Source organism: Ekhidna sp. (assembly GCF_965221965.1).
Taxonomy (GTDB): Bacteria; Bacteroidota; Bacteroidia; order Cytophagales; family Cyclobacteriaceae; genus Ekhidna.
Map to the genome: position 1 here is coordinate 1,304,831 of NZ_OZ244926.1, position 13,638 is coordinate 1,318,468.

14 protein-coding genes are annotated in these 13,638 nt (G+C 41.4%); all 14 read left to right on the forward strand.

The features are described from left to right. Position 1 precedes the first annotated feature (1 nt). The 14 genes from ACOQON_RS06410 (at position 2) to ACOQON_RS06475 (ending at position 13,572) form a co-directional block, all read left to right on the forward strand. Entirely contained in the window at positions 2-628 is a 627-nt protein-coding gene (locus ACOQON_RS06410; RefSeq protein ID WP_420578096.1) for a c-type cytochrome, read from the forward strand. Between the two features lie 8 nt (positions 629-636). Beyond that, positions 637-1,989: a quinol:cytochrome C oxidoreductase gene (locus ACOQON_RS06415; protein ID WP_420578097.1), complete on the forward strand. Its 1,353-nt coding sequence runs from the start codon at positions 637-639 to the stop codon at positions 1,987-1,989. 17 nt (positions 1,990-2,006) lie between these two features. Continuing rightward, complete coding sequence (locus ACOQON_RS06420; protein ID WP_420578098.1) at positions 2,007-3,098, forward strand: cytochrome c oxidase subunit II; 1,092 nt, start codon at positions 2,007-2,009, stop codon at positions 3,096-3,098. A gap of 6 nt (positions 3,099-3,104) precedes the next feature. Then, entirely contained in the window at positions 3,105-4,967 is a 1,863-nt protein-coding gene (locus ACOQON_RS06425; protein WP_420578099.1) for a cytochrome c oxidase subunit I, read from the forward strand. Further along, positions 4,951-5,970 carry a COX15/CtaA family protein gene (locus ACOQON_RS06430; protein ID WP_420578100.1) on the forward strand — a complete coding sequence of 340 codons (1,020 nt, stop codon included), beginning with the start codon at positions 4,951-4,953 and terminating at the stop codon, positions 5,968-5,970. The genes ACOQON_RS06425 and ACOQON_RS06430 overlap by 17 nt, the downstream gene beginning before the upstream one ends. Next, a complete protein-coding gene (cyoE, locus tag ACOQON_RS06435; RefSeq protein WP_420578101.1) occupies positions 5,967-6,857 on the forward strand; it encodes a heme o synthase in 891 nt (296 codons plus the stop codon). Before ACOQON_RS06430 ends, cyoE begins: the two co-directional genes overlap by 4 nt. After that, positions 6,854-7,423, forward strand: a complete 570-nt coding sequence (locus ACOQON_RS06440) for a cytochrome c oxidase subunit 3 (RefSeq protein ID WP_420578102.1) — start codon at positions 6,854-6,856, stop codon at positions 7,421-7,423. Before cyoE ends, ACOQON_RS06440 begins: the two co-directional genes overlap by 4 nt. 20 nt (positions 7,424-7,443) lie before the next feature. After that, positions 7,444-8,199, forward strand: coding sequence for a cytochrome c oxidase subunit 3 (locus ACOQON_RS06445; RefSeq protein WP_420578103.1), 756 nt, complete (start codon positions 7,444-7,446; stop codon positions 8,197-8,199). A 19-nt stretch (positions 8,200-8,218) separates the two neighbouring features. Then, positions 8,219-8,548, forward strand: a complete 330-nt coding sequence (locus ACOQON_RS06450) for a cytochrome C oxidase subunit IV family protein (RefSeq protein WP_420578104.1) — start codon at positions 8,219-8,221, stop codon at positions 8,546-8,548. 10 nt (positions 8,549-8,558) lie between these two features. Beyond that, positions 8,559-8,984, forward strand: a complete 426-nt coding sequence (locus ACOQON_RS06455; RefSeq protein ID WP_420578105.1) for a hypothetical protein — start codon at positions 8,559-8,561, stop codon at positions 8,982-8,984. After that, positions 8,962-9,543 (forward strand): DUF420 domain-containing protein, encoded by a 582-nt coding sequence (locus tag ACOQON_RS06460; RefSeq protein ID WP_420578106.1) that lies wholly within the window; start codon positions 8,962-8,964, stop codon positions 9,541-9,543. Before ACOQON_RS06455 ends, ACOQON_RS06460 begins: the two co-directional genes overlap by 23 nt. Before the next feature lie 3 nt (positions 9,544-9,546). Next, entirely contained in the window at positions 9,547-9,798 is a 252-nt protein-coding gene (locus ACOQON_RS06465) for a hypothetical protein (RefSeq protein ID WP_420578107.1), read from the forward strand. Positions 9,799-9,865: 67 nt separating this feature from the next. Further along, positions 9,866-10,117 carry a DUF983 domain-containing protein gene (locus ACOQON_RS06470; protein ID WP_420578108.1) on the forward strand — a complete coding sequence of 84 codons (252 nt, stop codon included), beginning with the start codon at positions 9,866-9,868 and terminating at the stop codon, positions 10,115-10,117. A gap of 38 nt (positions 10,118-10,155) precedes the next feature. Continuing rightward, positions 10,156-13,572 carry an ATP-binding protein gene (locus tag ACOQON_RS06475; protein WP_420578109.1) on the forward strand — a complete coding sequence of 1,139 codons (3,417 nt, stop codon included), beginning with the start codon at positions 10,156-10,158 and terminating at the stop codon, positions 13,570-13,572. Positions 13,573-13,638 lie beyond the last annotated feature (66 nt).

Genomic DNA, 13,638 nt, shown 5'->3' on the forward strand with positions numbered 1-13,638 from the left:
AATGAAGCTAAAGACATTTAGATATTTAGGTATTATCGCAGCTGGAGCATTTTTAGCTTCATGTGCCGCTGGAGTAGATGATACGGGGCTGGAGTACGCTCCTCAGATGTATCACACTACGCCCTATGAACCTTTGACTCAGATTCAGGATGAGAATGCCGGTAACTGGCTTGATTCCAATGACGAAGATGGTCATGGGGAATTTTACAATTCCAACCCTTACAATCAGTTCAAAATGAACATGCGTGAGCCGGTTGCGAATACAGTAAGAAGGGGACAGCCACTACCTGTAAGATTGACAGTGGATGATTTAGAAGTGGCGGCAGCTACATTGGAAAGTCCGTTCGAAGCTGATGATGCAAGTGTAGTGAAGGAAGGAAAAGCTCTTTATGATAGCTATTGCAAGCACTGCCATGGTGAAAAAGGAAACGCGGATGGCTTGGTAGCTGAAAAGTATGCCGGAGTGGCAAACCTAAATGGCGCTGCTTATCTGGAAATTACTGAAGGTCACATTTTTCATGTAATCACTTTCGGTAAAGGTTTAATGGGGGCACACGGGTCTCAGGTTAGTCCTGAAGATCGCTGGAGAATTGCCCGGTATGTAAAAGAATTGCAAAAGAAGAATTAAGTCTACTCATGGTATCAGAAGAAAGATTTGAATTTACTGCTACTGCAAAGAAGCGACTCGTCATCACCCTATTGGTTGGCTTGGTGCTTTCTGTGCTAGGCTATTTTACATTAGGATCAGGTGATCATGGTGCAGACCATGGAGGAGACCACTCAGAGGTAGTAGCTGATGGCCATGGTGAAGAACCATATGGTGCTGAAGATCATGGTGGTGATGCCCACGGTGAGGAAGAAGCCCACCACGGAAGCAGCCCATCTGTTAAAAGGCTTTTATCCAACCTATGGATCAATAATGTGTTCTTCGCAGGATTAGCCATTATTGGCGTTTTCTTCTTCGCGATTCAATATGCCTCTCAGGCAGGTTGGGCGACAGGAATTAAACGTATTCCAATGGCCTTTGGAAACTGGTTGCCGATTGCATTTGTGTTGATGTTGGTCGTTTTTATGATCGGGGGACATGACCTTTTCCACTGGACACATGCTGACCTATATGCAGAGAATGGAGGAGATGAGATTGTAAAAGGTAAAGCACCTTATTTTTTCTGGCCGCTTGAAGGTGGTGAGTTCCCATTGTTCTGGATTGGCCGAATGGTAATCTTCTTTGCTGTATGGTACCTGTTTTTCAGAAAACTCAGATCACTTGCATATGCTGAAGATATTGAAGGTGGCACGACGAAGTGGTATAAGATGCGATCAGTTTCAGCCTTCTTCCTTGTGTTTTTTGCCGTGTCTTCATCTATGGCTGCCTGGGACTGGATCATGTCAATCGACGTTCACTGGTTCAGTACCATGTTTGGATGGTATTCGTTTGCCAGCTGGTGGGTTGCAGGATTAGCATTAACGCTATTCATCGTCGTGATGCTGAAAGACAAAGGATATCTGGCTGTAGTAAATGAAAACCACATTCATGACCTTGGAAAGTTCGTATTTGCATTCAGTATTTTCTGGACGTATGTATGGTTCTCACAGTTCTTGTTGATTTACTACGCGCATATTCCTGAAGAAACTGTATACTTCCTGGAGCGTTGGAAAGATGACCATTATGCTCCGGTATTTTATATCAATTTAATTCTAAACTTCTTCTTCCCATTCTTAGTTCTAATGACAAGAGATGCGAAGAGACATACAAGGATTTTGAAAGTTGTATGTCCTGCGGTTGTGTTTGGACACTGGTTAGATTTTTATCTGATGGTTTCTCCGGGAACTGTGGGAGATAATGGAGGTTTCGGATTCCTTGAGATCGGGTTGATTCTCGTGTATTTGAGTGCGTTCTTATTTGTGACTTACAATGCGCTTGCAAAAGCACCTCTGTACGCAAAGAACCATCCAATGTTGAAAGAAAGTTTGCATCATCATATTTAATTAGTGAGGGATAGGTTATGCTTAATTTAATAATAGTATTAGCGGTCATTTTAATTCTAGCTGTCATCTTTACAGCTTACCGCGTCACGACTTTAGTTGATGTTGTAAAAAAGAAAAAAAAGGAGGACGGCTATGTGTCCAAAAACAATAGCCTTCAGGGAGCTTTGATGATTGTGTTCCTGGTTGTGGGAATTTTCGGATTCTTCTATTTCTCAATGGTAGAATACGATAATTACAATCTCCCAATAGCATCCGAGCATGCAGTTATCACCGAAAATCTCTTTTGGATTACGATGGCTGTAACAGTTTTTGTTTTTATCGTTACCCAGATATTCCTTTTTGGATTTGGATGGAAATACCGATATAAGGAAAGCAACACTGCGCATTATTATCCGCATAACAACAAATTGGAAATGATCTGGACATTGGTTCCTGCTGTTGTTTTGGCCTGGTTGATTATTTCAGGTTTGAAACAGTGGAACGTGATTACCGGACCTGCTCCTGAAAATGCGGAAGTCATTGAAGTGATGGGGTATCAATACGCATGGGCGTTCAGGTATCCGGGTAAGGATGGTGAGCTTGGAGATTACGACTTCAGAAAGATCGATGCTATCAACTCAATGGGAATAGATCTTGCAGATCAGAACGGTCATGACGATTTCATGCCTACCCAATTGGTGCTGCCGAAAGGTAAGCCTGTGCTTCTGAAAATCAGAGGTCGGGATGTGATTCACAGTGTGTACAACCCTCATTTCAGAATGCAAATGAATGCTGTGCCGGGGATGCCTACGCAATTTTGGTTTACGCCTACTGTAAGCACTGCTGAGATGAGAGAAATCACTGAGAATCCGGATTTCAACTACGAGCTTGTGTGTAACAAGATCTGTGGAAAGAGTCACTACGGAATGAAAGGAATCATCACCGTATTGGAGCAGGATGAATATGATGCCTGGTACAAGGAGAATCAGGAAAACTCATTCCTTAAAATGAACCCTGATTATATAAGCCAGGTACCAGAAGACCTGAAAGAAGCAGCGAAAATTGCTGCGGGAATTGAAAACATTGAGAAAGAACAAAAGGTTACAACTGCTGCAAGCAGTTCTAAATAAAAACATATGTCAGTAACAGATATACAACTACAGGAAGATTTGTCGCATGATGACCACCACGAAGAGCATCATGAGCAGGGGTTTGTAAGCAAGTATATTTTCTCGACTGATCATAAGACCATCGCGAAGCAATTCTTGATTACAGGAATTTTCTGGGCATTGATCGGAGGGGGACTTTCGATCATATTCAGGTTGCAGCTTGGATTCCCGGAAATGCAGTTGGAATGGCTAAGACCAATCATGGGCGAGTGGATCACCGACGCAGGAAAGCTTGATGCTGAGTTTTATCTTGCATTGGTAACCATGCACGGAACCATTATGGTATTCTTCGTGCTTACCGCCGGATTGAGTGGAACATTCTCCAATTTCCTGATTCCGTTGCAAATAGGTGCCCGTGACATGGCATCAGGATTTATGAATATGCTTTCATACTGGTTCTTTTTTGCTTCCAGTGTGGTGATGTTCATTTCCTTATTTATTGAAACAGGCCCGGCCGGAGGTGGTTGGACAGTATATCCACCATTGAGTGCATTGCCACAGGCAATTCAGGGTTCCGGTCTTGGAATGACCTTATGGTTGGTTGCAATGGCATTATTCATTGCTTCTACTTTACTTGGAGGTATCAACTACATCACAACGATCATTAACCTGAGGACAGAAGGCATGTCTTTCTCAAGACTTCCGCTGACAATCTGGGCATTCTTTATCACAGCGATCCTTGGATTACTATCTTTCCCTGTATTGCTTTCAGCTGCGCTGCTATTGATCTTCGACAGGTCTTTCGGCACGAGCTTTTATTTATCAGAAATATTTATTGCTGGAGAAGCACTTCCTAACGTAGGAGGTAGTCCAATTCTATATCAGCACCTTTTCTGGTTCCTTGGTCACCCGGAAGTATATATCGTAATTCTTCCTGCTTTAGGAATCACGTCAGAGATTATTGCAACGAATGCACGTAAGCCAATCTTTGGTTACAAAGCGATGATTGGATCAATGCTGGGAATTGGATTCCTGTCATTTATCGTATGGGCACACCACATGTTCGTAACTGGTATGAACCCCTTCCTAGGATCGGTATTTACCATACTGACATTGATTATTGCGGTTCCTTCAGCGATTAAAGCATTTAACTATATCACTACCTTGTGGAAAGGAAACATTGTCTTTACACCGGCGATGCTCTTTTCTATCGGTCTGGTTTCATTCTTTATTTCTGGTGGTCTGACAGGAATATTCTTAGGAAACTCCGTACTCGATATCAACTTGCACGATACGTATTTCGTGGTTGCGCACTTCCATCTGGTAATGGGTAGTGCTTCATTCTTCGGTCTATTAGCTGGTGTCTACCACTGGTTCCCTAAATTCTTTGGTAGAATGATGGATGATCGTTTAGGTAAGCTACACTTCTGGTTATCTTTTGTAGGTATCTACCTGGTGTTCTTCCCACTGCACTACATCGGTATCGCAGGATTCCCTAGACGGTATTATTCATTTACCTCATTCGAAACGTTTAGTATTTATGGCGATTTGAATGCATTGGTAAGTATCGCAGCTATTCTGACTTTCGCTGCTCAGTTTATCTTCCTATTCAACTTCTTCTATTCAATCTGGAGAGGAAGATTGGCGCCAGCGAACCCGTGGAAGTCGAACACATTGGAGTGGACTACTCCACGATTCCCTGGTCATGGTAACTGGGTGGGAGCGATTCCTAAAGTATTCAGATGGCCTTACGATTACAGTAAACCGGGCGCGAAGGATGATTTCATCCCTCAGACTGTGCCATACTCACACACTCCTGAATCTAACCTTGAGCATGAAAATGAGCTAACGAAGGATGAAGATTTAACAGGAGTTGAGAAAGCTAATTAATCAAAGGAATTTTCTAAGAATCAATGCAATCACACTTGGATCAGTATTCGTACTGATCCTGGTGGGAAGCATTGTGCGGGTGATGGGAGCAGGAATGGGATGTCCGGACTGGCCGAAGTGCTTCGGATCCTATATCCCCCCAACCAGCGCTGAGGGCTTACCTGAGAATTATCAGGAAATATTCAAGGAGCAGCGCATGGAGAAGAATGAACGATTATCAGGTTTATTCGATAAGCTGGGATACGAGGAGTTGAGTGAGAAAATCACCAAAGATCCGAATGTACAGGCAGAGCATGAATTTAATGCCACCAAGGCATGGATTGAATACATCAACAGACTCGTTGGTGTTTTTATAGGCTTATTGGTGTTTTTGAACATGGTGTTTGCATTTTCATTTCGAAAGAAATCTGTGTGGATTCCAATTATGGGCGTGGCAATATTCGTTTTAACCGGATTTCAGGGGTGGGTCGGCTCATTGGTCGTTTCTACCAATCTATTGCATGGATTTATCACGTTTCATATGCTTTTAGCATTATTGATTGTGGCTCTATTAATTTGGATGAATGTGAAGGTGAAGGATTTAAGTTTTGTGAATCACAAGCCACTTTTCATCATTGGAATCATCACCACATTGCTTTTTATTCCACAAATCATTTTAGGCACAGAAGTTCGGGGAGTTATTGATGATTTGCTGATTTCCACCGTTGGCAGAACCGAGTGGGCTGATTACCTGTCTAATACCTTTTTTATCCATCGTTCATACTCGTGGCTGATTTTAATCGGAGCAGTAAGCATGTTTTATTATGCAAAAAAGACTCAGGAGAAGTGGTTAATTCGAAGAGTAATGCAATTAGTCGTGCTCGTTTTCTTTGCTATGCTTGCAGGTATTGTCATGGTTCGTTTCGACTTTCCTTTTTGGCTACAACCCCTTCATTTAATTATTGCTGTGGGTATCTTTAGCCTGCTGTTTTATTTAACTTTGCGACTCAAATTCGTGAAATGAATTCCACAGTTTCACATATCGAAATGAATGCTTCAGTAAAGGCTCGTGCGTACTATGAGTTACTGAAGCCTAGATTGTCCTTCCTTGTCGTTTTTTCGTCCGGGTTTGGTTATGCGCTGGCTAATCAGTCTGTATTGAATTGGGGTAGTTTTGTTGTATTTTTAATGGCCGGTTTTTTGGTATCGGGTTCGTCCGTAACCATCAACCAGATTATTGAGCAGAAGTACGATGCAATCATGAAGCGTACCAAGAACAGACCTTTGCCGTCCAATCGGATTTCAGAGTCTGAGGCGGTATGGTTTAGTATTTTGACAGGAGTTGCCGGTCTTGTTTTGATGCTGTTAGCAACAAATATTTTAGCTACTGCACTTTCATTTTTGTCTTTGCTGCTCTATGCTTTTGTATACACTCCATTAAAGCGAGTAGGGTCTATTGCGGTTTTTGTTGGCGCGATACCGGGTGCTTTGCCTCCATTGATTGGTTGGGCTGCAGCAAGCGGCATGCTGTCTTACGAGGCAATGATCATTTTTGGTATCCAGTTTATCTGGCAGTTTCCGCATTTTTGGGCCATTGCCTGGGTGTCTGATGAGGACTATAAAAAGGCAGGCTTCAAGCTATTACCGGGGGGAGGAGCAAAGGATTTGAATACAGCAATAAACATTATGGTTTATACGCTGTTTTTGTTACCACTAGGATTATTACCAACCATTTTTGGGTTGACAGGTCTAACTAGTGGAGTAGTAGCAACCATTTGTGGTGTGTTGTTTTTGGCTACCACATTCAGCCTGATGAAAGATACATCTAACCAAAAGGCCAGGCGCATTATGTTTGGCTCATTCATCTACTTACCGATTGTGCAAATAACATTTTTAATTGACAAGATATGACAGGAGAGATAGAAGCAGGTAAGGTACGGTCCATGCATCCACAAAAGTTTGCAATGTGGCTGTTTTTGGTTTCTGTGGTGATGATTTTTATATCCTTATCCAGTGCTTACGTGGTGAAAAAATCAGTAGGAGACTGGATATACATTGACTTTCCACCATTGTTTCAGGTAACCACTGCAATCATCATTTTAAGTAGTGTGACCATGCACTTCGCTTATATATCAGCGAAGCGAAATAACATCAAAAATATTCGAATAGGACTGGCAGTCACAGGTGTATTAGCGGTGGCCTTTATAATAGGACAAGTTAAGGCCTGGGGACAACTGGTTGATGGTGGATACCATTTTGTGGGTAACCCGGCCAGCTCGTTTATTTACATATTTACGGGGCTGCATATTGTCCACCTGATTGGGGCAGTCATATTTTTATTGATTGTATTAGCAAAGGCATTCAAATACAAGGTTCATTCTAAGAGCATGGTGCGTATTGAAATGTGTACCACATTCTGGCATTTTCTTGGTGGACTTTGGTTGTATTTATACTTATTTTTGATTTTCAATAATTAAACCTACAAAACCTATAATAGATGGCTAACTCGGCTGTAATCGTAGAAGAAAAAGGCAAGAACCTTTGGAGAGGTGGTGTCGCACCTATGAAGGCAAGTTATGGTAAACTGATGATGTGGTTCTTCCTGTTATCAGATGCTTTCACCTTCTCTGCATTATTAATCACTTATGGTTTGATCCGATTCAGCCATCCGGCTTACGAGGGTGCTGTTGCAGACTTTAAGTTTTCTCAAGAATACTGGCCGATTCCTGAAAAGGTTTTTGAGGCATTCCCGGGGATGCACGCCTTGGGTATAGAGAGTGCTCCATTGGTTTTCGTAGGGTTAATGACATTCATCTTGATTATCAGTAGTGTTACGATGGTATTGGCTGTAGAGGCTGGCGAGCGTATGGATCGTAAAGCGGTAGAGAAATGGATGCTTTGGACGATTCTTGGAGGATTAACTTTCCTTGGATGTCAGGCTTGGGAGTGGGGACACTTTATTCATGGTTCGGATATGTCTATGAATGCAGTAGGAAACTTTTTGCAAGGTGCTGGTCTTTCATCCAATCAGTATGGGCCTCCAAACTTTGCTGCATTATTCTTCTTTATAACCGGATTCCACGGATTCCACGTATTCAGTGGGGTGGTCATCAACTTCATCATTTTCTATCAGGCGACAGTAGGTGTGTTTGAGAAGCGGGGACACTACGAAATGGTAGAGAAAGTAGGTCTTTACTGGCACTTTGTAGATCTCGTATGGGTCTTCGTGTTTACATTCTTTTACCTTGTTTAATCTTATTATTGTCAATTAAATGGAACAGCAAACTCCACAAATCGAAGTACAGCCGGTAAACAAGGCTAAAGTGAAGAATTTCATCAAAGTGATGATTTACCTGGCGGTGATCACTGCAATTGAATTTGGTATTGCTTTCACCGTACCGCATGAGCATAAATGGATTAGAATCATTGTATTCATTGCATTGACGATTTTAAAAGCATACTATATCGTGGCGGAGTTCATGCACCTTGGACACGAGAAGAAATCACTTAAGATGTCGATCGTTTTACCAATGCTTTTTGTAGTGTTCTTCATCTTCATCATGATTTATCAGGGGGGAGCGATTTTAGAGGCACTTTATTGATCCAGGATTCTTGAAGGGCAGGGGGCTTAAGCGAATATTAATATTTATCGTATTCCTGATACCAGTAGCCTGGTATCTCATCCTTCAGTTATTTGGAGACAATCGGTTTTCGCTTTCATTGATGAGCGATGTACCTGATGAGTGTCGTCAATTCATGGAAATCACAGTTGTGTCACAAAGTGATTCATTGTCATTGGTGGAAACCAATTATATGAATCGTGTGATCTATGCAGTGGATAAGCGAAAGGCTTCTTTAGTCTACGAATCAGATTCTTTTTTTGATTGTATCAATCAATCTGAGTTGGATTTAGTTTTAGTCAATGAAGAGGGATTGTGGGGAGCCTATGAGCTTAGTCGTGAAGGTGTGGATCAGCTACTTACAGAGTTGGATATTTTAACGCTTCAACAATCGTATGGTAAAGGAACAAGCCGATAATAAAGTATATCTGAGGATCATTTATTTGATCACCATTTTGATCCCGCTTGTGGTGGCATTCCTTATTTTCTTTCCAACCAAATTCGGAGCGGAAGGAGATTGGGTGAAAGTGCTTCCCGGTGTGCATGCCGCAATTAACTCCCTCACGGTTTTAGCATTGATTGCTGCCTTGATTTCCATCAAAAAGGGAAATATAAAGCTTCACCGTTCTTTTATGTTTACCGCGCTGTTTCTTGGAGTGCTCTTTTTAATTTCCTATGTGCTCTATCACTCCAGTGTAGAGTCTGTAAAATTTGGTGACCTGAATTATGACGGAGAATTAAGTGAACAGGAACTTGCAAAAGCGGGAACCAGTCGCATGGTTTATTTAGTTATCCTCGCAAGTCATATTTTACTATCGATACTGGTCGTACCGTTTGTGTTGTTTGCATTCTATTATGCATTGACAGACCAAATCGATCGACATAAGAAGATGGTGAAGTTCACTTATCCGGTTTGGTTATATGTATCTATCACAGGTGTGGTTGTATACTTCATGATCAAGCCCTATTACTTCTAGCGTATGAAAAGAATTGTCATTCTTTCTATTTCTTTTTTAATCCCACTAATCAACTGGGCACAGTGCGCCATGTGCCGGACACAAATCAAAAATAATGTAAGCGCGGGTGAGACTTCTATGGCGGAAGGACTGAACAACGGAATCATGTTTTTGTTCTTCACTCCATACGTAGTGGTTTTCGCCATCATATTCCTTTGGTATAAATACAGTAAAACAAACAAGCGTGTCAGTCTTAGCGAGCGTATTAAAGACTAAATGCCCCCGGTGCAGGGAGGGTGAGATATTTACTCATTCTCCGTTCAACCTTAAAAAGATGTCTTCCATGCATACCAATTGCCCAAATTGCAATTTGCGGTATGAGAAGGAGCCGGGAAATTTTTACGGCGCGATGTATGTCAGTTACGGGATTTCAACCGGTATTTTTTTGGTGACTGCATTTATCCTGTACTACTTCTTCAATGACCCTCCATTAAACGTATATCTGATTACAATTCTTGCTGCTGCATTGCTTCTTTTCCCTTTAAACTTCAGGTACTCACGTGTGATCTTTCTTTACCTCATTTGGAAGAGCTAAAGCGGGATTAAAGGCCTGATTATTGTATATTCAACCCTGTGAATCATAAGATTTCATTTGGTCTACTGCTGGCATGTATGGCAGGTCTTTTCATCAATCATTTTTTCATTGATTGGGAAGATAGAAAAAGAGAAAAGGCAATCAACAGCTTTGAAGAAATTGCTTCACTGCAGTATCAGGATCTTCAATCATGGCGAGATGGGGAAGCGAACTCCAACCTATTCAGTAAGCGTACCATTTGCAGAGGAAGACTTGAAGAATGGAGTGATAACCGGCCTTTCGTTTCTAATATCATAGAAGATTCCATTCAGGTTGTTGAAAATGATCTGGGTGTGTTTTTGGTTCAAAAAATAGCATCTGAATCATGCATTTATGTATCCTCCCATCAATTGCTCAGGGTTTATTCCATCACCAATCAATACCTAAGTAAGTCTTATAGTCCACTGTTGTATGATTACGTCACCAGCGTATCTGCTCAATCAGGAAAATATCATTTCAATGATTTAGTCCACTTTGATGTTGAGGGGATGTCCAGTCGGATCATTGATGTTATCATATCGATCGTTATACTTCTGGTTCTTTTTCTTGAGTATTGGAGTTTTAGTCATCATGGATTTAGATGGTTTTGGGTTTCTACCCTTGGATTACTTTTTCTTCGAGGCATTACTCTCACTTTTGATGCATTTCAATTTCTATTCAGATACGAGCTATTTAATCCGGTCAACTATACGTCTTCAGTCGTAAATCCGACTTTGGGAGACTTGTTAATCAATTGTTTGATATTGAATCTGATATTACTCGCCTCAGCGAGTTATTTGAATAATCTCAGACGCTCAAGATGGGGAGTTACTTTTATCAGTGGGTTGAATACCATACTTTCTGGTGTGGTACTTCATGTAGCCTGGAGTATAATCAGTAACTCTCAGCTGTCTCTAGATGTGGGTCAATCTATTCAGTTTTCATGGCTGAGAGTAGTTGCCTACTTATGTATTCTACTTGTTTGTGTGGGGTACTTCTACTTTACTTACCTCACACTCAATTTAATCCGAAAGAGCCATTTTATTTCATATGCGATTATAGGGGCATTGACTGCAGCGGTGCTAATGGCATTTGCTGATTTGTTGTCTATTTCGTTTAGCGTGGTTCATGTTTCGGTACTTCTCATTTCCATTCGATATCAATGGGGTAAATCATTCAAGGAGTTCACGTATGCTAACCTGCTATTCATATTGATTACCAGTGTCGGTGTATCTGCGGTGCTTGCGTTTTGTATCTATAAGTATGAAGAAGGGGCTGAGCTCGAAGCGAAGAAGAAATTTGCCAACTATTTATTGCTGAAAAGGGATGTGCTTGGGGAGTATTATCTGGATCAGACCATTCGTAAGCTATCCTCTGATGAAACCCTGGCGCTAATTGCTAGTGAGCGGAGTAGAAGGGTGCTGGAAGAGCGAATAAGGAGTGAGTTTTTAACTCCTTACTTTAATAAGTACGATTTGGAAATCGTTTTTCAGGACTATCAGCAACTTTCTTTGAATACCCGGTTTACAAGAGAGTATAGCTTGCTGACTCCTGCCAATCAATCCGATTATGAGAACATCTATTTTGTGGATGAGGGGACTAATTTCAAGTATATCTGTAAGATAAATGTGGGTGACCTGGTCGGCCTCATTATACTTCAGATTAAAAAGCGAGTCCCAACAAGCGTGTATCCGGCACTCCTGACCGATAATAAATATTTTTCGGTGACCAATGACTTTGATTATGCGGTTTTTGCAGGTGATGACATTCTTTTTCATCGCAGCAAGTTTGGCCAGGGTGAATGGCCTACAGAAGAGGATTTTGAAAGAGAAGAACTTTACGAAAGAGGGATTGAGAAGAATGAGCGCCACTATTATGGTGTTCAAACCAATGATGGACGAACAATTCTGATTATTTCTAAGAAATATGAGGCACGTGACAGGCTGACGAATTTTTTCTTTTTCTTCTTGCTGCTTTTATTCTCTTTTGCTCTCTTCAGTGTTATTAGCTCGGCCATTGAACATGGGCTTAAGCTAAATTTCACAAGTAAGATTCAATTGTATTTGGGAATGGCTTTTATTATCCCATTGCTTATTACAGGATTTGCTTTGCTCAATACTCTTAATACCTCCTATAGAGAAGAGATCAATCGGAGCTACATAAAACAGTCACTTTATATTTCAGAGATTCTTTCGAACGAAATCGAAGAAGTGAGGAATGAGTTTGGAGCCTACAGGTTAGCTGAAATTAGTAATTACATCCAGTCTGACCTGAGCTTTTACAATGAGTCCGGTTATTTAATCGCAACTAGCCAGCCGGAGATTTTCAATTTGAATCTTCAGGGTAATCTGATTAACCCGATTGTATTCGATGAGCTTGTGGTCAAAGAGAACCAAAGCATCATCGCCGATGAAAGTGTAGGCAGCCTCGATTACAAAGTATGCTATGCCGTGGTAAACACCATTGATAATCAAGTAGCAGGGTTTATTGCTATGCCCTTCTTTGATTCGAGGAATCACCTCAGAAGGCAGCAAATAGAGGTGTTTGGGAATCTGATCACCATTTTTGGGTTCATTTTTATTCTTGCCATTGTATTTGGAAATGCAGTGTTAAACAACCTACTTCATCCACTGCGCATGGTCGCCGCTAAAATTCGTCGTGTTACACTGCAAGAAGTAAATAAACCGATTGAGTATGAATCATCGGATGAGATTGGCTCACTGGTAAAAGACTACAATCAGATGCTTGTGAAGTTAGAAGACAGTAAGCTTGCACTGGCCAAGAGTCAGAAGGAAACAGCCTGGAAAGAGATAGCTAAGCAGGTGGCTCATGAGATTAAGAATCCGCTGACGCCCATGCAGCTCAAAATCCAGCAGATGCTGAGAAGACATGAAAGCGGGTCAAAGGAACATGAAACGCTTTCTTCACTACTCACGCAGGTGGATACGTTGAGTCAGATAGCGGAATCTTTTTCTGCCTTTGCTGAGATGCCGGCACCTGACAATCAGGTCTTTGACTGGGGGGCACTAATTCGGGAGGTCGTTGAGCTTTATAGTGCTGAAGATGTGAAAATTGATCTGGAAACAGAGGCCAATATCACCATAGAGGCAGATAAGGACATTTTCAGGAGAATACTCAACAACATTGTCTTAAATGCGATCCAATCTGTTGTAGATAAGCAAGCAGAGATCCATATTTCGCTGGAAGAACGTTCAGGAAAAGGGGTTCTTTCTGTTAGAGATAATGGCAAAGGCGTTCCAAATGAATTGAAGGATAAGATATTCCTGAACTATTTTAGTACAAAATCAACAGGCAGTGGAATAGGCCTGGCCTTAGCAAAAAAAGGAATTGAAAATGCGGGAGGAAATATTTGGTTTGAATCGAAGCAGGGGAAAGGCACCACCTTTTTCATTTCCATGCCGCTGGCTGATCACTAGTTGCTTTTTGCTAACGTGCTTATTCCTCCAAGCCCAAAACTTAAAGTGTAAAACTATTCCTGCGAA

Coding starts and splice junctions, on each gene's coding strand:
- ACOQON_RS06410 (WP_420578096.1), top strand. CDS start 2: ATGAAGCTAAAGACATTTAGATATTTAGGTATTATCGCAGCTGGAGCA.
- ACOQON_RS06415 (WP_420578097.1), top strand. CDS start 637: ATGGTATCAGAAGAAAGATTTGAATTTACTGCTACTGCAAAGAAGCGA.
- ACOQON_RS06420 (WP_420578098.1), top strand. CDS start 2,007: ATGCTTAATTTAATAATAGTATTAGCGGTCATTTTAATTCTAGCTGTC.
- ACOQON_RS06425 (WP_420578099.1), top strand. CDS start 3,105: ATGTCAGTAACAGATATACAACTACAGGAAGATTTGTCGCATGATGAC.
- cyoE (WP_420578101.1), top strand. CDS start 5,967: ATGAATTCCACAGTTTCACATATCGAAATGAATGCTTCAGTAAAGGCT.
- ACOQON_RS06440 (WP_420578102.1), top strand. CDS start 6,854: ATGACAGGAGAGATAGAAGCAGGTAAGGTACGGTCCATGCATCCACAA.
- ACOQON_RS06445 (WP_420578103.1), top strand. CDS start 7,444: ATGGCTAACTCGGCTGTAATCGTAGAAGAAAAAGGCAAGAACCTTTGG.
- ACOQON_RS06450 (WP_420578104.1), top strand. CDS start 8,219: ATGGAACAGCAAACTCCACAAATCGAAGTACAGCCGGTAAACAAGGCT.
- ACOQON_RS06460 (WP_420578106.1), top strand. CDS start 8,962: ATGGTAAAGGAACAAGCCGATAATAAAGTATATCTGAGGATCATTTAT.
- ACOQON_RS06465 (WP_420578107.1), top strand. CDS start 9,547: ATGAAAAGAATTGTCATTCTTTCTATTTCTTTTTTAATCCCACTAATC.
- ACOQON_RS06470 (WP_420578108.1), top strand. CDS start 9,866: ATGCATACCAATTGCCCAAATTGCAATTTGCGGTATGAGAAGGAGCCG.